Origin of the sequence: Bacillus aerolatus, from assembly GCF_009183655.1 — a bacterium.
GTDB lineage: Bacteria > Bacillota > Bacilli > Bacillales > Domibacillaceae > Pseudobacillus > Pseudobacillus aerolatus.
The window spans coordinates 241107-262314 of sequence record NZ_WEIO01000001.1; the positions used below are offsets into that span (position 1 = coordinate 241107).

Sequence of the window (21208 nt, forward strand, 5' to 3'; positions counted from 1 at the left end):
ATGGCGGCCACACTACCTGTTTTTATGAATGAATACAAAGAAGTGCTGGAAAAAGAGTTAAAGAAATTGATCATCGGTCTTCAGGCGCCGGAAGTATTAAAGCAAGCCATGGATTACTCTTTACAGGCAGGCGGAAAAAGAATCCGGCCAATGCTGATTTTTGCTACGCTTGCTTCTTTTCGAAAAGATCCGAAAATCGGCCTCGAAGCAGCAGCAGCGCTCGAAATGATTCATACGTATTCTCTCATTCATGACGACCTGCCAAGCATGGATGATGATGATTTAAGAAGAGGACAGCCGACGAACCATAAAGTGTTCGGTGAAGCGGCAGCTATTCTGGCCGGAGACGCTTTGTTGACATACGCGTTCCAAGTAGTAGCTCAATCAGTATGCTACTCCAATGAACAAAAAGTAACGTTGATCGAGTGGCTGGCTGCCGCAGCGGGACCGGAAGGAATGGTTGCCGGCCAAATGGCTGATATTGAAGGGGAAACGAAAGAGCTGATGCTTGCCGAGCTGGAATATATTCACAAAAACAAAACAGGCCGCTTGCTTGCCTACAGCGTCATGGCGGGAGCACTGCTCGCTGGAGCGGGTGAAAACCAGTTGAAACATTTTCAAGAATATGCATTCCACATTGGCCTTGCGTTTCAAATTCGTGATGATATTTTAGATATTGAAGGCTCGGAAGAAAAAATCGGCAAACGAGTCGGCAGTGATACCGTTAATCATAAAAGCACGTATCCGTCTTTGCTGACAATGAAAGGCGCTAAAGCCCGATTAAATGAACACGCCGATTTTGCCCGTGAGGCTCTCCGTCAAACGAACACGGAATCCACGCTTTTGTTCGAGCTTGTTGACTTAATCGTTACGCGCGATCAGTAAGAAAATTGACTAAAATTGTTGTCGTTTGTTACATATGATATAATGACGATATTATTTTTTAGCAAGCTGCCGTTATCACACTTTGTGTTAGCGGCTGTTTTTTCAAGGCATTTCATTCACGTGGAAAGACGGAAAAGATGCCGCTTCTACATGCAAAAAGTTGTGGAAAATAACGATCACGTTATAATAAAGAAAAAACGATAAATGACACAGTTATGAAAGCGAGTGATCCTATTGGATCTGTTATCCATTGAAAACCCTGCTTTTTTGAAGAATATGACAATCGATGAACTGAACGAATTGAGCATGGATATTCGACAGTTCTTGATTGAAAATTTATCAAAAACAGGAGGGCATATTGGGCCGAATCTTGGTGTGGTCGAGTTGACTATTGCGTTGCACCGTTGTTTTAACAGCCCGCAAGATAAAATTTTATGGGATGTCGGCCACCAGTCGTATGTGCATAAAATACTAACCGGACGGGCGGGGCAATTCGGTACGCTTCGTCAATACAAAGGGTTGTGCGGTTTTCCTAAAACGGCAGAAAGTGAACATGATGTGTGGGAGACGGGCCATAGTTCTACTTCCTTGTCAGCAGCTATGGGCATGGCGATTGCCAGAGACTTGAAAAGAGAAAAGACGCATATCATTCCCGTTATCGGCGACGGGGCGCTGACCGGCGGAATGGCGCTTGAGGCACTAAACCACATCGGTCATGAACAAAAGAACATGATCGTCATTTTGAATGATAATGAAATGTCTATTGCTCCGAATGTCGGCGCTCTTCATAGTGTGCTTGGCCGGCTGCGGACAGCAGGTAAGTATAACTGGGTGAAAGATGAACTGGAAGGTTTTTTAAAGAAAATTCCGGCAGTAGGCGGCAAAATGGCTCAGACGGCTGAGCGTTTAAAAGACAGCTTAAAATACTTATTCGTTTCGGGAATGTTTTTCGAAGACCTTGGATTTACTTATCTGGGGCCGATCGATGGTCATGATTATGAGGATTTATTTGAAAACCTGCAGTATGCCAAGAAAACAGAAGGACCAGTTTTGCTGCATGTCCTGACGAAAAAAGGAAAAGGGTATGGACCGGCTGAACTAGATACGAAAGGTACTTGGCACGGGACGGGTCCTTATAAAATAGAAACAGGCGATTTAATTAAGCCTGTCGGGCAGCCGCCTGCATGGAGCGCACTCGTCAGTGAGACAGTAAGAAAGCTTGCCCGTACAGATGACCGAATTGTAGCTATTACGCCGGCCATGCCAGTCGGTTCGAAACTTCTTGGCTTTGCGGAAGAGTTTCCCGACCGAATGTTTGATGTCGGCATAGCGGAACAGCATGCGACTACTGTTGCTGCTGGTCTCGCTACTCAGGGGATGAAGCCATTCCTTGCGATCTACTCCACATTTTTGCAGCGGGCATATGACCAAGTAGTCCATGATATTTGCCGCCCTAATTTAAATGTGTTCATTGGCATTGACCGGGCAGGGCTTGTTGGCGCAGATGGAGAAACGCATCAAGGTGTATTTGATATTGCTTTTTTGCGCCACGTGCCGAATATGGTGCTTATGATGCCGAAAGATGAAAATGAAGGCCAGCATATGGTCCATACAGCTGTTCATTACGATGATGGTCCAATTGCGATGCGCTTTCCGCGGGGGAACGGTCTCGGGGTTGCAATGGATGAAGAATTAAAGCCAATTCCGATCGGCACGTGGGAAGTGCTGCGGGAAGGAACAGATGCCGCCATCCTTACGTTCGGTACAACGATCCCGCTGGCGATGAAAGCGGCTGAAACGGCGGAGAAACAAGGGCTGTCAGTGAAGGTCGTAAATGCCCGTTTTATCAAGCCGCTTGATGAAACGATGCTTATGCACATATTTAAAGCAGACATGCCGATTTTAACGATTGAAGAAGCGATCCTAGAAGGCGGTTTCGGCAGCGCTGTTCTTGAATTTGCCAATAACCGCGGTTTCTTTGGCCACGTTATTGACCGCATGGGCATTCCGGATTGTTTTATCGAGCATGGCAGTGTCGGCTCCTTACTGGAAGAAATTGATTTAACAGAAGCAGCAGCCGTCCGCAAGCTGTCGGCGATGACACCAAAAAAACAGAAAAGAGCGTAAGTATGAAAGCAAAGAAAGAACGTATTGATGTGCTGCTTGTGGAAAGAGGACTCGTTGAGACGAGGGAAAAAGCAAAGCGGGCAGTAATGGCCGGTCTCGTTTATTCGAATGAAGAGCGCCTGGATAAGCCGGGAGAGAAAATCTCGGCGGATGCTCCTTTGCAAGTAAAAGGAAATGTACTCCCTTATGTGAGCCGCGGCGGTTTAAAATTGGAAAAGGCATTAAAAGAATTTAATGTCGATGTCAAAAACAAAATTATGCTCGATATCGGGTCATCCACTGGCGGGTTTACCGATTGTGCTCTGCAAAACGGCGCACGGTTGTCTTATGCTCTTGATGTCGGATACAATCAACTGGCGTGGAAGCTCCGCCAGGACGAACGGGTCGTTGTGATGGAGCGGACCAATTTCCGCTACGTTAAGCCGGAGGATTTAGCAAAAGGCGCACCGGAATTTGCAACCATTGATGTATCGTTTATTTCTCTCTCTTTAATCCTTCCTGTATTGAAAACGCTGCTCGTTCCAGGCAGTGATGTAGTCGCCCTAATCAAACCGCAGTTTGAAGCCGGAAAAGATCAAGTTGGGAAAAAAGGCATTGTTAGAGACCCGGCCATCCATAAAGAAGTCATTGAGAAAATCGTCAACTTAGCCACTGGTCTTAGCTATGACGTCAAAAACTTGTCTTTTTCACCAATTACTGGCGGCGACGGCAATATAGAGTTTTTAATTCACATCACATGGCCGTTTTCTCCGTCTGAAACCGGTGAAAACGAATTATCTGTGTCTGTTGATTCGATCGTGCAGGCGGCCCATGCTGTATTAAAGCAAATCAAAAAACAAAATTAGCGACATATTAAGACTGGCCGGAAGCTTCCGGCCAGTCTTTTTTCTAAAAATAAAGGAAAGCATTGTGAATTTTTCCTTCCGCTATACATCGGAATGCAAATAAGATAAACTATTGTATATTAAAGTATATTTATACGTCTTATGAGGTGAAGAATGATGAATAAGGGCCAGCGCCATATTAAAATTAGGGAAATAATCGTGAATAATGAAATAGAAACGCAAGATGAATTAGTGGACCGCTTGGAGAGTCTTGGCTATAACGTGACACAAGCCACTGTCTCAAGGGACATTAAAGAGCTTCACTTAGTAAAAGTACCGCTGATGGACGGCCGCTATAAATACAGTCTGCCGGCTGATCAGCGTTTTAATCCTCTTCAAAAATTGAAACGATCCCTCGTAGATGCTTTTGTCAGCATTGATTCTGCCGGACACTTCGTTGTGATGAAAACGCTCCCGGGCAATGCCCAGGCAGTCGGCGCATTAATTGATAACCTAGATTGGGAAGAGATCATGGGTACGATTTGCGGGGATGACACGTGTTTGATCATTTGCCGAGCTCCGGAGCATACGTCCATTATTTCAGAACGTTTTCTAGAAATGCTTTGATTTGAGGTGAATTCACATTGCTACAGGAACTATCCATACGCAATTTTGCTATCATAGAAGAACTTCACGTATCACTAGAAAAAGGTCTAACCGTGTTGACCGGTGAAACAGGAGCAGGAAAATCAATTATTATTGATGCCGTCCATTTACTCGTTGGCGGCCGCGGATCTTCCGAATTTGTCCGCCATGGTGAAAAAAAAGCTGAAATAGAAGGCATGTTTCAAGTTGAAAACCTGGCACATCCATGTGTACAAAAAGCCCAAGAGTTTGGAATTGATATGGAAGAAGAAACAATCATCATCCGTCGGGAAATTTCCTCAAACGGCAAAAGTATCTGCCGTATCAATGGCAAACTCGTCACAATTGCTATATTGCGGGAAATCGGTTCAGCGCTCGTTGACATACATGGCCAGCATGAACACCAGGAGTTGATGGATGCCAGCCAGCATTTGCGCCTGCTTGACCAATTTGGCGGGGCGGAAATATTAGCTGCGAAAGAGAACTACACGGAGATTTACAAACGGTATGAACAAACAGTTAGAGTAATCAGTCAGCTAAGTGAAAATGAACAGCAAATGGCTCATCGGCTCGATTTAATTCAGTTTCAGCTCACTGAAATTCAAAAAGCGGAATTGCAATTACATGAAGACTATGAATTGGCGGAAGAAAAAAGAAAGCTTGGCAACTTTGAAAAACTGTATGAGTCTGTTCAAAATGCATCGAGCGCGTTGCAAGGAGAAGGAAGAGGACTCGATTGGATTGGTCTTGCGATGACTCAACTCGAGACAGCTGCTGAAATTGATGAGACGTACAAAGCAGCTTATGAAGCAGTATCGGAGAGTTTTTATGCGCTTGAAGATGCAGTCCGGCATACGAACTCGGAATTGGACAGCCTGGAGTTTGATCCGAATAGGCTGAATGTGATTGAAACACGGCTGAATGAAATCAATCAGCTGAAACGTAAATATGGTGAATCGATCGAAGCGATCATTGAGTACGGAACAAAAATCGAGGAAGAAATTGATACATTAACGAATCGTGAAACGCATATCGAAAAATTAAATCAGGAACTTGCCGCTCATGAAAAGGATTTGTTGCTTGAAGGGAAGCAGCTTAGCCACTTGAGGCAGCGAGCCGCTAAGAAACTGACTGAAGCCATCCACCGTGAGCTAAAGCAACTGTATATGGATAAAACAGTCTTTGACATTCACTTTGAAACATCGGCTGGAAAAACACCCCACCATACGAAAGCTTTTAAAAAAGATGGACTCGATGAAGTGGAGTTTTATATTTCTACGAATCCAGGCGAACCAATAAAACCGTTGTCTAAAGTTGCTTCAGGTGGAGAACTGTCGCGGATCATGCTGGCGATGAAAACTATTTTTTCGAAGCATCAAGGAATTACTTCTATCATATTTGATGAAGTGGATACCGGAGTCAGCGGCCGGGTAGCTCAAGCCATTGGTGAAAAGATTTACAGGGTGGCTGTTCATTCACAAGTGCTTTGTATCTCCCACTTGCCGCAAGTGGCCGCCATGGCTGATACACATTTGTATATTTCAAAAAAGATGACGGATGGGCGGACAAGAACGTTTGTGGAACCGCTTGAAATTGAAGATAAAGTAAAAGAAATCGGCCGTATGATTTCCGGAGTGGAAATGACAGATTTAACAAAGCAGCATGCGAAAGAGCTGCTTGATCTGGCCGCATCATTAAAAACAGGGTAAAGAGAAAAAAGCTGCTTTTTGCAGCTTTTTTCTACATCTATATTTTGGCTTTTGTCAGGAAGGGTAAAAGAAGTAAAACAGGTTATAAGAAAAATTCAACTGATTTTCGCAGCGGACGCAAAGGAGAAGGGGAGCTATGTTCGTACAAATAAGTGATTTTATTTTTAATCTTGGCATTGCCACCATTTTATCAATCGTCATCGGCTTGGAAAGAGAAATTAAGAAAAAGCCAATCGGTTTAAAAACATGTGTCGTCATTGGAATTACGAGTTGTTTGTTGACCGATGTGTCCATCGATGCGGCTGACCATTTTGCTATTCCTTATGAAAAACCAATGGATCCGCTGAGACTTGCTGCACAAATTGTTTCAGGAATCGGTTTTTTAGGAGCTGGCGTCATTTTAAGGAGAAACAATGATATTATCTCAGGCCTGACAACAGCCGCCATTGTATGGGGAGCAGGAGCTATCGGAATTGCCTGCGGAGCGGGGTTCTGGATGGAAGCAATCATTGCTACATGCCTGATGATCATAAGTGTAGAAATTTTTCCAATTATATTTAAATGGATCGGTCCGAAATCTTTAACCGAAAAACAATTGAAGGTAAGGATTATTGTGGATAATGAAGAAAAAATGACAGATATTTTGAAACAAATGAAACATAAAGGCATGAAAGCCCATAAGGTCCGAATTAAAGATGTAAAAGAGGGGACTTTCCAACAAATGGATTTAATGGTTTTAGTTAATGAGAAATTATACTCAACCGACGTTTATTATCAATTAAAGCAAATACAGCATGTCGTCAGCGTTGAAATGGAAGCACTTTGAACAGCCTGAATAATACAGGCTGTTTTTTTGTCATTCACATCCAACTAAGGGCAGCTTTTTACGTAATAAATGACGGGCTTCAAGGAAAAAGTAAATAGTACAGCCAGCAGTTCAGGCTCGATTAGAAGCGAGGAGAGTGAACGGTTTGAACAAACAACTATTCAACATAACCACTGGTGGAATTCTCCTTGTTTCTTTTATATTATGTTTAATGATCGGCTCTTTTACAAACCATGTTCATGCCGCAAGCATGAGCGATATTGAAAAGGAAAAAATAACAGCTGCAACAGGCAGCACACTTGATGAAAAAGACAAGCTTCTGCAGCTGGCAGGTTTTTCAGCTAAACCTGAAAAAGCGACAGATGTCCGTGACGTCCGGATCATTCCAGGCGGCCAGTCGATCGGCATTAAGCTGAACACGCTCGGTGTACTCGTTGTTGGCCATCATCTCGTCGAAACAGCTGACGGCAAGCAGTCGCCGGGTGAGAAGGCAGGCATTCGAGTTGGGGATATGATCACCGAAATTAACGGTAAGAAGATTGAACAAATGCAGGAAATCGGTGCATTTGTTCAACAAGCCGGACAAGAAGCTGAACCACTGAATGTGACGGTCCGCAGAAATAAAAAAGTGATTCATACGAAGCTGCAGCCGCTAAAGGATGAGAATGAACAGTCATATAAACTTGGTTTATATATACGTGATTCTGCATCCGGAATCGGGACGCTTACTTTTTTTGAACCTGAATCAAAAAAATATGGAGCACTTGGCCACGTCATTTCTGATGCAGACACGAAAAAACCGATTATTGTTCAAGATGGGGAAATTGTAAAGTCTACGGTTACATCAATCGAAAAAGGCCGTCACGGAAATCCGGGAGAAAAGCTGGCCCGATTCTCAACCGGACAAAAACAGCTCGGCGATATCTCGAGAAACAGCCCTTATGGTATATTCGGCCGTTTAAACAAACCGCTGTCCAATGGAGTGATAAATAAAGCTTATCCGGTCGCTTTATCGCATGAAGTGAAAGAAGGGCCCGCTAAAATATTGACAGTCGTCAATCAAGAAAAAGTGGAATGGTACGATATTGAAATTGTCAGCACGATTCCTCAAAAATATCCGGCGACAAAGGGAATGGTTTTAAAAGTAACGGATAAAAAGCTGCTCGACAAAACAGGAGGGATTGTCCAGGGAATGAGCGGCAGCCCAATTATTCAAAACGGAAAAGTAATTGGAGCTGTCACACATGTGTTCGTTAATGATCCGACTTCAGGATATGGAGTTCATATCGAATGGATGCTCAACGAAGCGGGCATTCCGTTAACTGAATCTAAAGAGAGTCAAGCGGGTTGAACAAGCAGCAAGCGGAGAAATCCGCTTGTTTTTTCCATTTATAAATGGAAGAAATTCGTCGAAAATAAGAGAAAATCAACGAAAAAAATATATATTATTAAAATTTAAAGGAAATCATTTCCCTTTGTCGAAAAAACTATTAGAATAAACATACAGTTACACGAGAGTGGAAGGACGAGGAGGAAATTAAAAATGACTAAAATAAAAGTAGCCATTGTAGATGATAATCGCGACCTTGTTAAAATGCTGGAGGAATATATTTCTTCACAAGAAGACATGGAAGTTACAGGAAAAGCGAGCAATGGACAGGACTGTTTACAAATGTTGCCTGATGCTAAGCCGGATGTGTTGATTTTGGATATTATTATGCCGCACGTAGATGGATTGGCTGTGCTCGAGAAAATGAGAGAGCTTGATCTTAATCCGGTGCCAAATGTCATTATGCTTACAGCTTTTGGTCAAGAAGATGTGACGAAAAAAGCAGTGGAGCTTGGTGCATCTTATTTTATGTTGAAACCGTTTGATATTGAAAGTCTCTTCAGCCATATTCGCCAAGTGAGCGGCAATGAAAGCTCCCTCATGCAATGCTCTTCGCAAGGTCTAATGAAACAGCCGGCTAAAAAAACAATCAACCTTGATGCCAATATTACAAGCATCATCCATGAAATTGGCGTTCCTGCTCATATTAAAGGATACATGTATTTGCGTGAAGCCATTTCTATGGTGTACAACGACATTGAATTGCTCGGGTCCATTACAAAAGTTTTGTATCCGGATATTGCCAAAAAATACAATACGACTGCGAGCCGCGTTGAACGGGCCATTCGTCACGCGATTGAAGTAGCGTGGAGCCGTGGCAATATCGACTCGATATCCAGCTTATTTGGCTATACAGTTTCCATGACGAAAGCAAAGCCGACGAACAGTGAATTCATCGCGATGGTGGCTGATAAACTGCGCCTTGAGCATAAAGCTTCTTGAAAGGGAAAAAATCCGGATTCTTAATAGCTCAACAGCAATAAACGAAAAAGGAAGCGCTATCAAATACAGTTGCCTGCTTGCTAAACTTTTGCCCACAGCCGCGGGTATGAAAAAAGGATGTGTTTCTATGACCGCTATCTTTGCTCATCGCGGCTTTTCTGCAATAGCCCCCGAAAACACGATGGCTGCCTTTCGAGCAGCAGAAGAGGCAGGAGCAGACGGCATTGAACTGGATGTTCAGCTAACAAAAGATGGGCGCCTCGCTGTCATCCATGACGAAAAGCTGGATCGGACAACAAACGGCCGCGGCTTTGTGAAAGACTGGGAGTGGAAAGAGTTAGCTCAGCTCGAAGCAAAGTATAAGTTTTCGACACTCACTCGGGACACAGGCATTCCACTGCTTGAAGATGTATTCGAATGGATGAGAGAAAATGAAATCATTTGTAACATTGAGTTGAAGAATAATGAATTTCCTTACGTTGGTATGGAAGAAAAGGTTATTCGGCTCATTCGTCAATTTAACTATGAAAGCCGTGTCATTATTTCTTCTTTTAATCATTATTCCTTAACTTATGCATATCAGCTCGCACCTGATTTAGAGACGGCTGCCCTCTATTCATCCCATCTTTATATGCCGTGGAAATATGCGGAAGCGATCCGGGCGGGAGCGATTCACCCGCACATTCGCACAGTCAAAAGTGAAATTATCCGCTCGGCTGTCGAGCATGGCATTCAAATCCGGCCTTATACGGTGAATAAGGAAAAGCAAATGAAGTGGCTCATTGAAGAAGGGTGCTCAGCCATCGTTACAGATGATCCGAGAACAGCTTTATCTATTCGGGACAGTATACTTGATTTTTAAAGAAAAAGCTCCTTGTGCAGGTCTGCCAAACGGCAGAAGCGCACAAGGAGCTTTTTATCTGTTTTTGAATTTATCTTGCACTTTATTGTTTTTACGATCACGCCGAAAAATAAAGCCGGCAACAAATCCAAGTCCCCCGATAAATAAAAACAAACCAACAAGAAATTGCAGCCAAAGGAATGGAAAAGGAGGCTGCAATATACCAAATAGCATATCTCTCATTAACTTTATGCCCAGCCCTGCCAAAAAGCCGGGAATGACTAATACTAGTAACGCTAACATTCGGATCATTCTATTACTCCTTCAATTCTTACTCTCAAAAAAAGCATATCCTACCTGTAAAATTTGTCAAGTAAGATGTATGGGTATACAATATTAGTATGCAAAAACTTGCATACTAATAGAAATAGGGGGGGGACCTATGCAAACAGCATTAATCATTGGCGGCGGGCAAGGCGGTCTTTCGGTATTGAAAATATTGGAGAACAGCCAAATGATGAAAGTGATGGCTGTAGTCGATGTAAATGAAGGCGCTCCGGCCCTCCGCCTAGCCCGGCAGCTCGGCATCCGCACGGGGAATAATTGGCGCAGCTTTATGGAAGAACGGCCGGATGTTATTATCGAAGTCACAGATAATACATGGTTGTTTGGAGAAATTCGGAAGCATGCTCCGAAGGCTGTCGTTATCCCCGGAAGCGTGGCCCGCTTGCTGGCACACCTTCTAAAGCAAAAAGAAGAACTGATTCTAAAGCTTCGAAATCAATCTTATCAATACGATGTCATTTTCGAATCGATCGATGAAGGCATGATTGTCATTGACGAAACAGAGAAAGTTATTTTATTCAATCAAAGCGCTGAACGCATATCAGGTATCAATAAAAAAGAAGCGATCGGACAATCTATTAAAGAAATTATCCCAAGCAGCCGCCTGCCGGAGGTGCTGCAAAAGAAGCAGGCCGAATTTAACCGGGAGCATAGTCTATCCGCCGATGCAAAAATCATCACATCCCGTTTTCCGATGATTACAGAAGAAGGTGAGGTAATTGGTGCTTTTTCCGTTTTTAAAGATATTACCGAAGTCGTTAATCTAGCGGAAGAAATAACAAATTTAAAAGAAATTCAAACGATGCTGGAAGCCATCATTTTCTCGAGCGATGATGCGATTTCCGTAGTGGATGAAAAAGGAAGGGGGCTGCTCATTAACCCGGCTTACACGAGACTGACCGGCTTAAGTGAAAAAGAAGTGATTGGCCAACCAGCCTCGATCGATATTTCTGAAGGTGAAAGTGTGCATTTGCAAGTGCTGGATAAGAAAAAACCGGTGCGCGGAGTAAAAATGTATGTCGGTCCGAAGAAAAAAGAAGTAGTCGTCAATGTGGCGCCTATTATTGTTGATGACGACCTAAAAGGCAGTGTCGGGGTCATTCACGACCTGACAGAAATTCAGACGTTAACGAAACAGCTTGACCGGGCAAGGCAGATCATCCGCACGCTTGAGGCAAAGTATACATTTGAAGAAATCATTGGCCGCTCTGAAGAAATGAAAATAGCTGTTGAACAAGCGAAAGTAGGAGCGAATACACCCGCCACCGTGCTGTTAAGAGGTGAATCGGGGACAGGAAAAGAATTGTTTGCCCATGCTATCCACAATGCCAGCGGCCGCCGCTATAATAAATTTATCCGTGTTAATTGTGCAGCTCTGACAGAATCCTTATTAGAAAGCGAGCTTTTTGGCTATGAAGATGGGGCTTTTTCCGGCGCCCGGCGCGGCGGCAAAAGAGGGCTGTTCGAAGAAGCACACAATGGCAGTATTTTCCTCGATGAAATTGGCGAATTAAGTGCTAATGTGCAGGCGAAGCTGTTGCGGGTGCTGCAGGAGCAAGAAATTGTTCGAGTCGGTGGAACAAAATCGATAACGGTTAATGTTCGCATTGTTGCGGCTACAAACGTTAACTTGGAAAAAGCGATGGCAGAAGGTGAGTTTCGTGAAGATTTATATTACCGCTTAAACCGCATGCCTATACATATTCCCCCACTTCGTAGAAGAAAAGCGGATATTTCGCTTTTATGTGACCGGTTGATCGCCAAAATTAACCAAGACTACGGAAGAAATGTGGAAGGCCTTACTCCTGAAGCGATGCAGAAGCTGATGAATTACTCTTGGCCGGGAAACGTGCGGGAACTAGAAAATGTGTTGGGAAGAGCAATGATTTTTCTCAACTATACTGACAAGCTAATCGATGCCGCTGCTTTGCCGTTTTTGGGAAAACGACGACAAGATAATGAGAATCCAGCGGATGGACAGTCGAATTCTAAAGAAGCAGCAGAAAAGCCACTTCAAGAGATGATGGACCTTTATGAAAAAGAAGTGATTCAATTTGCATTGGCTAAAGCGAATGGCAATAAAACGATGGCGGCTAAAGCTTTGCAAATTTCCATTCGAAATTTATATTATAAGTTGGAAAAATACAATTTGCACTAAAATGCGTGCAAAAAAATGCATAGTGCGCAAAATTCTGCAGATAGGAAATTGGAAAATAAAGCGTTTTCAATTTATTTTCTTTGGCATAGTAATTGCAATGATAAAAGAGAACACATACTATTGACTATTGACAACGAGGGGGATTCACAATGGAAATTTTTAAATATATGAAAACATATGATTATGAACAATTAGTGTTTTGCCAAGATGAAGCGTCCGGTTTAAAAGCTATTATCGCGATTCATGATACAACACTCGGTCCAGCGCTTGGCGGCACGAGAATGTGGACGTATGATTCCGAAGATGCGGCAATAGAAGATGCCCTTCGCCTGGCGAGAGGAATGACTTACAAAAATGCCGCTGCAGGATTAAATCTCGGCGGCGGAAAAGCGGTCATTATTGGAGATCCCCGCAAAGATAAAAATGAAGAAATGTTCCGGGCTTTTGGCCGATTTATCCAGGGGTTAAACGGCCGCTATATTACAGCGGAAGATGTTGGCACGACTGTGGAAGATATGGATATCATTCATGATGAAACCGATTATGTTACAGGCATTTCTCCGGCATTCGGTTCTTCAGGCAATCCGTCTCCGGTTACGGCTTACGGCTGTTTTGTAGGCATGAAAGCAGCAGCTAAAGAAGCATTTGATACGGATTCTTTGGAAGGATTGACCGTTTCTGTTCAAGGTGTAGGGAACGTAGCTTACCATTTATGCCGCCATTTACATGAAGCTGGCGCGAAATTGATCGTCACAGATATTAATAAGGAAGCAGTCAAGCGGGCGGTAGATGACTTTGGGGCAACGGCCGTCAATACAGATGAAATTTACGGAGTAGAGGCGGATATTTTTGCCCCGTGTGCACTAGGAGCAGTGATCAACTCGACGACCATCCCGCAACTAAAAGTAAAAGTGATCGCCGGCTCAGCGAACAATCAGCTGAAAGAAGACAGGCATGGCGATGAACTGCATGAACGCGGCATTGTTTATGCACCCGATTATGTTATCAACGCCGGTGGAGTCATCAATGTGGCAGATGAGCTGAACGGCTATAATCGTGAGCGTGCGATGAAGAAGGTGGAATTGATTTACAACAGTATTGAAAAGACGATCGACATTTCCAAACGCGACAGCATTCCTACTTATAAAGCAGCAGACCGCATGGTGGAAGAAAGAATTCAGAAAATGAGCAAAGCGAGAAGCCAGTTTTTGTTAAATGGCCATCATATTTTATCAAGACGCAAATAATAACAGAAAACAAAGCGAGGTAAATTAATCTTTTCATGAAGCGGAGGTGCGGCCTTGCGAGCGAAAGCATTCCGCATGCTCGTTATGTATGTATCCGGAGAAGAGGTAAGAGCGGGTGTGTTCGATAACAAAATAGAGGTATTTGACCAAAACCTCCTAGTCGGAGAACAGCCGCTGCCACATATGTGTACAAATCTGCTGGCTTCACTTGATGAAGAAGGAATAAACATTTCGAAATTGCAGGCTGTTTGCGTGCCGGGATTTTCGGAAAAAGAGACAGCCGGACGGGTAGAAAAGGAAACAGGAGAAGAGGCAATTGTATGCGGCATGGACATGGCGAGGTATATTTCCAGGCGTCTAAACATCCAGGCTTGTTTCGCGGTACCGGGGAGTCTGTCAATTACGGGCAGTGAGCAACCCATTTACCCGGGAGATCCCTACTTGCTTTATTTAGCGGAACAAGCACTTTTCATGTTAATGAATGATCAATAATACAATGAATATGCAGCAAGGAAAAGAGGAGGAGAAAAAGTGGCTGAGGAATATGATTTAGTTATTCTCGGCGGAGGTACGGGCGGATATGTCGCCGCTATCCGCGCATCACAGCTCGGTTTAAAAATAGCAATTGTAGAAAAAAACAAGCTCGGCGGTACGTGTCTTCATAAAGGATGCATTCCTTCTAAGGCGTTATTAAGAAGTGCGGAAGTGTTTAAAATCGCTAAAAACAGTGAAGAGTTTGGCGTAACAACAGGAGAGGTGGCTTTGAATTTCGGCAAAGTACAACAACGAAAGCAAACCATTGTAGACACGCTTTATACAGGTGTTAAAGGGTTAATGAAAAAAGGAAAAATTGATGTATATGAAGGACTGGGACGCATTTTAGGTCCATCGATTTTTTCTCCGATGCCAGGGACGGTGTCTGTCGAAATGAACGATGGCACAGACAATCCGATGCTAATTCCTAAAAACGTTATTGTTGCGACTGGTTCTCGGCCGCGCTCTTTGCCGGGACTTGATTTTGACGGGGAAGTTGTTTTATCTTCTGATGATGCATTAGAACTTGAAAATGTTCCTGAATCAGTCATTATTATCGGCGGTGGTGTCATTGGAATCGAGTGGGCATCCATGTTGGCCGATTTTGGCGCAAAAGTGACCGTTCTTGAATACGCTGGCCGGATTGTTCCGACGGAAGACGAAGAAATTTCCAAAGAAATGGAACGCCTGTTGAAAAAACGCGGAGTGGACATTGTCACCAATGCGAAAGTACTCGCGGAAACAATGGAAAGAAACAATGGCTCCGTTGCGGTCCAAGCAAAAGTTAATGAAGACCAAAAAACGTTTTCAGCAGAAAAATTGCTCGTTTCTGTTGGCCGACAGGCGAATGTGGAAGGGATTGGAATTGAAAACACCGACATTGAAATTGAAGAAGGCTTCGTTAAAGTCAACGAGTTTTACCAGACGAAAGAATCTCATATATATGCGATTGGGGATGTGATTGGCGGCTTGCAGCTCGCTCATGTGGCTTCTCATGAAGGAATTACCGCTGTCAATCATTTGGCCGGGGAAGAAGCGGATCCAATTGATTATACGACGGTCTCCAAATGCATTTATTCCAGTCCGGAAGCAGCAAGTGTCGGGTTAACAGAAAAAGAGGCAAGAGAACAAGGATACGATGTGAAAACAGGCAAATTTTCCTTCCGTGCCATTGGCAAAGCGCTTGTTTACGGAGAAAGTGACGGCTTCGTCAAAATGATAGCGGATAAAAAGACAGATGATTTGCTTGGCGTTCATATGATTGGTCCGCACGTTACTGACATGATTTCAGAAGCGGGTCTTGCCCGTGTACTTGATGCAGCGGCGTGGGAAGTGAGCCATACAATTCATCCGCATCCGACACTCAGTGAAGCCATCGGGGAAGCGGCTCTTGCAGTGGACGGGAAAGCGATTCATTTGTAATGATAGAAAGAAGAGGGGGAATTCATATGGTTGAAAATCGCCACACAAGCATAGGTTTAAGTGATGAAACGGTACTGGAAATGTATGAAATGATGCTGCTTGCCCGCCGGTTGGATGAGCGGATGTGGCTGTTGAACCGTTCGGGGAAAATTCCATTCGTTATTTCCTGCCAGGGACAGGAAGCGGCACAAGTGGGAGCGGCTTTTGCCCTCGATAAAAAGAAAGATTATGTATTGCCTTATTACAGAGATATGGGCGTCGTGCTTACATTCGGTATGACTGCAACAGACATTATGCTTTCCGGCTTTGCGAAAGCGGAAGATCCGAACTCCGGCGGCCGGCAAATGCCCGGCCATTTCGGACAAAAGAAAAACCGGATTGTCACAGGATCTTCTCCAGTGACCACGCAAGTGCCACATGCTGTCGGGATTGCGCTTGCGGGAAGAATGGCACAAGAAGATTTGGTCACATTTGTCACGTTCGGAGAAGGATCGTCCAACCAGGGAGACTTCCATGAAGGAGCAAACTTTGCCGGGGTTCATAAACTGCCTGTTATTTTCATGTGTGAAAACAATAAATATGCGATTTCAGTTCCAGTGGAAAAGCAGCTGGCCTGCGAAAATGTGGCAGACCGGGCGCAAGGGTACGGCATGCCAGGTTTCACAATCGACGGCAACGACCCAATTGAAGTATACAAATATGTAAAAGAAGCAGCGGACCGTGCCAGACGGGGAGAAGGACCATCCTTAATTGAAACTATTACGTACCGTTTAACCGCTCACTCGTCTGATGATGATGACCGCAGCTACCGCTCGCCTGATGAAGTACAACAAGCGAAAACGAACGATCCGATCATTACGTTCTGCGCTTACTTAAAAGAAACAGGCGTGATGGATGAGGCGCTCGAAAAAGAAATTAATGACCGCATCATGAAAAAAGTAAATGAAGCGACAGAATACGCTGAACATGCACCTTACTCAAAACCGGAAGATGCCTTGACATACGTATACGCAGAGAAGCAATAAGGGGGGAGAAAGCGATGCCAGTTATTTCTTATATAGATGCCATCACAATGGCGATGCGCGAAGAAATGGAACGGGATCCGAAAGTGTTTGTTCTCGGAGAAGACGTTGGGAAAAAAGGCGGCGTCTTTAAAGCGACGCAAGGCTTGTATGAACAGTTTGGCGAAGACCGCGTCATGGATACGCCGCTTGCGGAGTCAGCCATTGCCGGGGTGGGCATTGGAGCTGCCATGTACGGAATGAGGCCGATTGCTGAAATGCAGTTTGCTGATTTTATTATGCCAGCTGTCAACCAGATTATTTCCGAAGCCGCCCGTATTCGCTACCGTTCAAATAACGATTGGAGCTGTCCGATGGTGATTCGGGCGCCTTATGGCGGAGGAGTGCACGGAGCGTTATATCACTCGCAGTCAGTGGAAGCGATTTTTGCGAATCAGCCGGGCTTGAAAATTGTCATGCCTTCCACGCCATATGATGCGAAAGGACTGTTGAAAGCAGCGATCCGTGATGAAGACCCGGTCTTGTTTTTTGAACATAAGCGGGCGTACCGGTTAATTAAAGGAGAAGTGCCGGCGGATGATTACGTGCTGCCAATCGGCCAGGCAGAAGTAAAACGTAAAGGAGACGATATTACCGTTATTACATACGGACTATGTGTTCACTTTGCGATGCAGGCAGCAGAAAAGCTGGCGAAAGATGGCATTGAAACAGAAATTCTTGATTTGCGCACCGTCTATCCGCTTGATAAAGAAGCAATTTGTGAAGCGGCAAAGAAAACAGGGAAAGTACTTTTGTTAACTGAAGACAATAAAGAAGGCAGCATTATGAGCGAAGTGTCAGCAGTCATTGCTGAAAACTGCCTGTTTGAGTTGGATGCGCCCATTAAGCGGCTGGCCGGGCCAGACGTGCCGGCGATGCCTTATTCGCCAACGATGGAAAAATTCTTTATGGTCAACCCGGATAAAGTCGAAAAAGCGATGCGTGAACTGGCTGAGTTTTAAGATAGCCGGCTAGAGAGGAGGATTTTTTGTGGCAGTAGAAAAAGTAACGATGCCCCAGCTCGGGGAAAGCGTCACCGAAGGAACGATTAGCAAGTGGCTTGTCAAAGCAGGAGATCACGTCAACAAATATGATCCGATCGCTGAAGTGATGACTGATAAAGTGAATGCAGAAGTGCCTTCTTCTTTTACCGGCACCATTAAAGAGCTGACAGCCGCTGAAGGAGATACATTGGAAGTCGGGGCTGTCATGTGTTTAATGGATGTGGAAGGCGCAGCTGATACAGAAGCAACGGTAGAAGCACCTAGTCAAAGCGAAAGCTCAGCGGCACCTGCACGAACAGAAACGGCGGAAGCAGGGACAGAAAACAAAGCCCGATATTCACCGGCTGTGTTAAAACTCTCGCAAGAGCATAACATTGATTTAACACAAGTTAGCGGCTCCGGAAAAGGCGGACGAATCACACGTAAAGATATTATGAAAATCGTTGAATCTGGTGAGATTCCGACGTCTCAACCAACACAGAAGCCTGCTTTACAAGCAGAATCGCAGCCAGCATCTGCGGCCCCGGAAAAAACGGCACCGCAAGCGCCATCTAAACCGGCTGCCGCTCCAATGCCGGGAGATATCAGCATTCCGGTCAGCGGCGTCAGAAAAGCGATTGCCGCGAACATGGTCCGCTCGAAACATGAAGTGCCGCACGCCTGGACGATGACGGAAGTGGACGTGACGAATCTCGTGACTCGCCGCGATGCACTGAAACAAGAATTTAAGCAGCGTGAAGGCTTTAACTTAACGTACTTTGCCTTTTTCGTGAAAGCTGTCGCGCAGGCGCTGAAAGAGTTCCCGCAAATGAACTCTATGTGGGCGGGAGACGCGATTATCCAAAAGAAAGATATTAATCTTTCGATTGCTGTAGCGACAGAAGATGCGCTATTCGTGCCTGTCATTAAACGAGCAGATGAAAAAACAATTAAAGGAATTGCGAGAGACATTCATGAGCTGGCCGGCAAAGTGCGGTCAGGAACACTGAAAGCGGAAGATATGCAAGGCGGCACATTCACAGTGAATAACACCGGTTCATTCGGATCGGTTCAGTCGATGGGCATTATTAATTATCCGCAGGCAGCGATTTTACAAGTTGAATCGATTGTGAAGCGTCCGGTTGTCATGAATAACGGCATGATTGCCGTCCGCGATATCGTGAACCTTTGTTTGTCACTGGATCACCGTGTGCTGGACGGGCTCGTTTGCGGCCGTTTCTTGCAGCGCGTCAAGGAAATTTTAGAGAATATTTCGGACGACACGTCTGTTTATTAAACTGAAAAAAGCGGCTTATCCATTCTGATGTGGATAAGCTGCTTTTTATAGTCTGTTTTCAGGAAAAAAGATTGACGAGTCAGGAAAAACAATCCTTGGTTCAGAAATTCTTATGTCTAGTTTAGGGAAAAGCCGGTTCACTCGGGAAAAAGAGTGCAATTCAGTAAAAGAGACTTGCCATTCAGAAAAAACGTATGTGAGTCATTAATTGTCATACATGAGTCAGGAAAAGTAACGCTTTACTTCTGCCAAACTCCATTTATTAACAGCATAGATTATTGAACCCTCCCGCCAATTAACACTCTTTCGAGTTGTTTGAAGTGGGGGATTCTTTTTCCTGCGAACACCAGTGTATCCACCAGTTATTAAGCAGGCGATCCCCGCAGTTCCTGCGGTTAGGTCGTACAAGCGGCTGACGCCTCCGACAATGCATCTAACTTTAACATTCTTAGTGCTTCCTTTTTAAGATTGATGGCTGCGTTTATATCCCTGTCATGGTGTGTACCGCAAGAAGGGCAGTTCCATTGGCGCAGTGCGAGGCTTTTTACTTCTTTGTGCTGATGACTGCAAGCGGAACAAAGCTGGCTGCTTGCGAACGCTTTGGATACCACGATCACCTCAAGCATGTTACGGAATTCTGACCAGCTTGCTTCACTAATCGCTTTGGACAGGCAGCGGTTTTTCAGCATATTCGACACTTGCAAATCCTCTATGCCTATGATGTCGTGTTTTTTGACAATTTGTAAACCCTGTTGATTGGAGTGGAAGGCGCGAAGACTCCTGCGGGATCAGCGGGACAGGTGAGACCCCGCAGGAGCTTTTGCGACGAGGAGGCTCACCGCCCGCCCCGCGGAAAGCGAAGCGCCTGGAATAGAAATCAACAGACCCCATCCACAAGCGAAATAAAAAGACTGTAGACAAACTCGATTTTCATCGAGTTTGTCTACAGTCTGAGCCGCCGGGTTATCCCGGCAGCTTGCTTGCTGAGCTTTACTTGAATAGGCCGGCGATCCAATCAACGATTGCTTGCAAAAAGTCGAGAATCGACTGCAAAATGCTTTTTCCTTCTTCAGAGTTTTTAAAGTCGTTCCACTTTTCTTTTGCTTTGTCAATTTGACTGTTCACTTGATCCCAGTTAATGTTCAAGTTTTTCATTTTATCGAACAAAGCTGAAAGCTGGTCGATTTGGTCCTGTGTCAGTTGAATATTTAATTCATTGGACACATTGTTAATAATCACTTTGATGTCTTGAAGTGTTTGCGGGTTTTCTTTCGCTACTTCTTCTTTCACGCGCTGAATTAATTCAGTCGCCTGCTTTTCGCCGATTTCATCGCCAAGCTTAGCAGTTGTGACCATTTCTTCGTTAGCTACTTGTTTTTGTTCTTCGGGAATTTTTTCCCCGGTGGATGTTTCATACGCTTTAATTAATCCGGTAAGTGCAGCTGTGCCTGATACTTCAAATGGAGCGGTAATGTAAATATCCGCATCTTTTACACCAGCAGTCGACAAAGCATTCGTATACATTTCTTTAGAGACCCAGGAAATATTGTTTGTCTGGACATTAATGCCGTAGCCTTTTTCTTTCATTGTAATTTTACTTGATGAAATCGCTTTTGAACCAATTTGGGCTTTCGGGATATATTCACCTAAATATTTATGTTCTTCTGCATTAGATACGGTGACGGTGGTCACATCTTTTGGAACGTCCATCTCATTCAGAATTTGCTCTTTTTGAGCGGGTGATAAGTTTTCGCCGAGAGTAACGATTACATCGCCGACTGCGCTGTCTGCCTGCGCAATCGTGGCAAAGCTTAAAAATAATACTCCCAGCCATGCGAAGATTTTTTTCATTGTGTTCTCCCCTAATTCAGTTTCCTTCAAATGAGAAGGTAAGGTTAGCATAGCATGTTACAAAGTTTTTTTCACGAATGGGCTTTATGGAAGCGTGAAAAAGCGAGTGGCATTTCCTCTT

General features: G+C 44.4%; 18 protein-coding genes and 1 pseudogene. 16 read left to right on the forward strand and 3 right to left on the reverse strand.

The features are described from left to right. From F9802_RS01295 to F9802_RS01335, 9 genes are all read left to right on the forward strand, one after another. On the forward strand, positions 1–885 hold the full coding sequence (locus F9802_RS01295) for a polyprenyl synthetase family protein (RefSeq protein WP_152149339.1): 885 nt from the start codon (positions 1–3) through the stop codon (positions 883–885). A gap of 234 nt (positions 886–1119) precedes the next feature. After that, complete coding sequence (gene dxs, locus F9802_RS01300) at positions 1120–3012, forward strand: 1-deoxy-D-xylulose-5-phosphate synthase (RefSeq protein WP_152149340.1); 1893 nt, start codon at positions 1120–1122, stop codon at positions 3010–3012. A gap of 2 nt (positions 3013–3014) precedes the next feature. Further along, the gene (locus F9802_RS01305; RefSeq protein ID WP_152149341.1) at positions 3015–3857 is read left to right on the forward strand and encodes a TlyA family RNA methyltransferase; all 843 of its coding nucleotides are present in this window, start codon (positions 3015–3017) and stop codon (positions 3855–3857) included. A 156-nt stretch (positions 3858–4013) separates the two neighbouring features. Beyond that, positions 4014–4463 (forward strand): transcriptional regulator AhrC/ArgR, encoded by a 450-nt coding sequence (gene ahrC, locus F9802_RS01310; RefSeq protein ID WP_152149748.1) that lies wholly within the window; start codon positions 4014–4016, stop codon positions 4461–4463. A 17-nt stretch (positions 4464–4480) separates the two neighbouring features. Beyond that, positions 4481–6190: a DNA repair protein RecN gene (gene recN, locus F9802_RS01315; protein ID WP_152149342.1), complete on the forward strand. Its 1710-nt coding sequence runs from the start codon at positions 4481–4483 to the stop codon at positions 6188–6190. Positions 6191–6326: 136 nt separating this feature from the next. Further along, positions 6327–7016, forward strand: coding sequence for an MgtC/SapB family protein (locus tag F9802_RS01320; RefSeq protein WP_152149343.1), 690 nt, complete (start codon positions 6327–6329; stop codon positions 7014–7016). A gap of 166 nt (positions 7017–7182) precedes the next feature. After that, positions 7183–8367: a SpoIVB peptidase gene (gene spoIVB, locus F9802_RS01325; protein WP_404799135.1), complete on the forward strand. Its 1185-nt coding sequence runs from the start codon at positions 7183–7185 to the stop codon at positions 8365–8367. Between the two features lie 192 nt (positions 8368–8559). Further along, complete coding sequence (gene spo0A / locus F9802_RS01330) at positions 8560–9348, forward strand: sporulation transcription factor Spo0A (RefSeq protein ID WP_152149344.1); 789 nt, start codon at positions 8560–8562, stop codon at positions 9346–9348. Between the two features lie 127 nt (positions 9349–9475). Further along, positions 9476–10210, forward strand: coding sequence for a glycerophosphodiester phosphodiesterase (locus F9802_RS01335; RefSeq protein WP_152149345.1), 735 nt, complete (start codon positions 9476–9478; stop codon positions 10208–10210). Positions 10211–10264: 54 nt separating this feature from the next. Here the strand turns inward: F9802_RS01335 and F9802_RS01340 are convergent, their stop codons facing one another. Further along, on the reverse strand, positions 10265–10501 hold the full coding sequence (locus F9802_RS01340; protein WP_152149346.1) for a DUF2627 domain-containing protein: 237 nt from the start codon (positions 10499–10501) through the stop codon (positions 10265–10267). A gap of 130 nt (positions 10502–10631) precedes the next feature. Here F9802_RS01340 and F9802_RS01345 point away from each other — a divergent pair, with 130 nt between their 5' ends. The 7 genes from F9802_RS01345 (at position 10632) to F9802_RS01375 (ending at position 19236) form a co-directional block, all read left to right on the forward strand. Beyond that, a complete protein-coding gene (locus F9802_RS01345) occupies positions 10632–12692 on the forward strand; it encodes a sigma-54 interaction domain-containing protein (protein WP_152149347.1) in 2061 nt (686 codons plus the stop codon). Between the two features lie 149 nt (positions 12693–12841). Continuing rightward, positions 12842–13939 carry a branched-chain amino acid dehydrogenase gene (gene bcd / locus F9802_RS01350; RefSeq protein ID WP_152149348.1) on the forward strand — a complete coding sequence of 366 codons (1098 nt, stop codon included), beginning with the start codon at positions 12842–12844 and terminating at the stop codon, positions 13937–13939. A 54-nt stretch (positions 13940–13993) separates the two neighbouring features. Continuing rightward, positions 13994–14431: a hypothetical protein gene (locus F9802_RS01355; RefSeq protein ID WP_152149349.1), complete on the forward strand. Its 438-nt coding sequence runs from the start codon at positions 13994–13996 to the stop codon at positions 14429–14431. A 39-nt stretch (positions 14432–14470) separates the two neighbouring features. After that, positions 14471–15895: a dihydrolipoyl dehydrogenase gene (gene lpdA, locus F9802_RS01360; RefSeq protein ID WP_152149350.1), complete on the forward strand. Its 1425-nt coding sequence runs from the start codon at positions 14471–14473 to the stop codon at positions 15893–15895. A 26-nt stretch (positions 15896–15921) separates the two neighbouring features. After that, positions 15922–16920 carry a thiamine pyrophosphate-dependent dehydrogenase E1 component subunit alpha gene (locus tag F9802_RS01365; protein ID WP_152149351.1) on the forward strand — a complete coding sequence of 333 codons (999 nt, stop codon included), beginning with the start codon at positions 15922–15924 and terminating at the stop codon, positions 16918–16920. 14 nt (positions 16921–16934) lie between these two features. After that, a complete protein-coding gene (locus F9802_RS01370; protein ID WP_152149352.1) occupies positions 16935–17918 on the forward strand; it encodes an alpha-ketoacid dehydrogenase subunit beta in 984 nt (327 codons plus the stop codon). A gap of 28 nt (positions 17919–17946) precedes the next feature. After that, a complete protein-coding gene (locus F9802_RS01375; protein ID WP_152149353.1) occupies positions 17947–19236 on the forward strand; it encodes a dihydrolipoamide acetyltransferase family protein in 1290 nt (429 codons plus the stop codon). Between the two features lie 395 nt (positions 19237–19631). Here F9802_RS01375 and F9802_RS01380 read toward each other — a convergent pair. Together F9802_RS01380 and F9802_RS01385 are read right to left on the reverse strand one after the other, a co-directional pair. Next, positions 19632–19979 (reverse strand): annotated as a pseudogene (locus F9802_RS01380) (zinc ribbon domain-containing protein); the annotation flags it as partial. Between the two features lie 247 nt (positions 19980–20226). After that, a complete protein-coding gene (locus F9802_RS01385) occupies positions 20227–21087 on the reverse strand; it encodes a DUF1002 domain-containing protein (protein WP_152149354.1) in 861 nt (286 codons plus the stop codon). Between the last annotated feature and the right edge of the window lie 121 nt (positions 21088–21208).

What these genes read in the sequence shown, in the direction of transcription:
- F9802_RS01295 (WP_152149339.1), top strand. Translation starts at nt 1, where the DNA reads ATGGCGGCCACACTACCTGTTTTTATGAATGAATACAAAGAAGTGCTG.
- F9802_RS01305 (WP_152149341.1), top strand. Translation starts at nt 3,015, where the DNA reads ATGAAAGCAAAGAAAGAACGTATTGATGTGCTGCTTGTGGAAAGAGGA.
- ahrC (WP_152149748.1), top strand. Translation starts at nt 4,014, where the DNA reads ATGAATAAGGGCCAGCGCCATATTAAAATTAGGGAAATAATCGTGAAT.
- F9802_RS01320 (WP_152149343.1), top strand. Translation starts at nt 6,327, where the DNA reads ATGTTCGTACAAATAAGTGATTTTATTTTTAATCTTGGCATTGCCACC.
- spo0A (WP_152149344.1), top strand. Translation starts at nt 8,560, where the DNA reads ATGACTAAAATAAAAGTAGCCATTGTAGATGATAATCGCGACCTTGTT.
- F9802_RS01335 (WP_152149345.1), top strand. Translation starts at nt 9,476, where the DNA reads ATGACCGCTATCTTTGCTCATCGCGGCTTTTCTGCAATAGCCCCCGAA.
- F9802_RS01340 (WP_152149346.1), bottom strand. Translation starts at nt 10,501, where the DNA reads ATGATCCGAATGTTAGCGTTACTAGTATTAGTCATTCCCGGCTTTTTG.
- F9802_RS01345 (WP_152149347.1), top strand. Translation starts at nt 10,632, where the DNA reads ATGCAAACAGCATTAATCATTGGCGGCGGGCAAGGCGGTCTTTCGGTA.
- bcd (WP_152149348.1), top strand. Translation starts at nt 12,842, where the DNA reads ATGGAAATTTTTAAATATATGAAAACATATGATTATGAACAATTAGTG.
- F9802_RS01365 (WP_152149351.1), top strand. Translation starts at nt 15,922, where the DNA reads ATGGTTGAAAATCGCCACACAAGCATAGGTTTAAGTGATGAAACGGTA.
- F9802_RS01370 (WP_152149352.1), top strand. Translation starts at nt 16,935, where the DNA reads ATGCCAGTTATTTCTTATATAGATGCCATCACAATGGCGATGCGCGAA.
- F9802_RS01385 (WP_152149354.1), bottom strand. Translation starts at nt 21,087, where the DNA reads ATGAAAAAAATCTTCGCATGGCTGGGAGTATTATTTTTAAGCTTTGCC.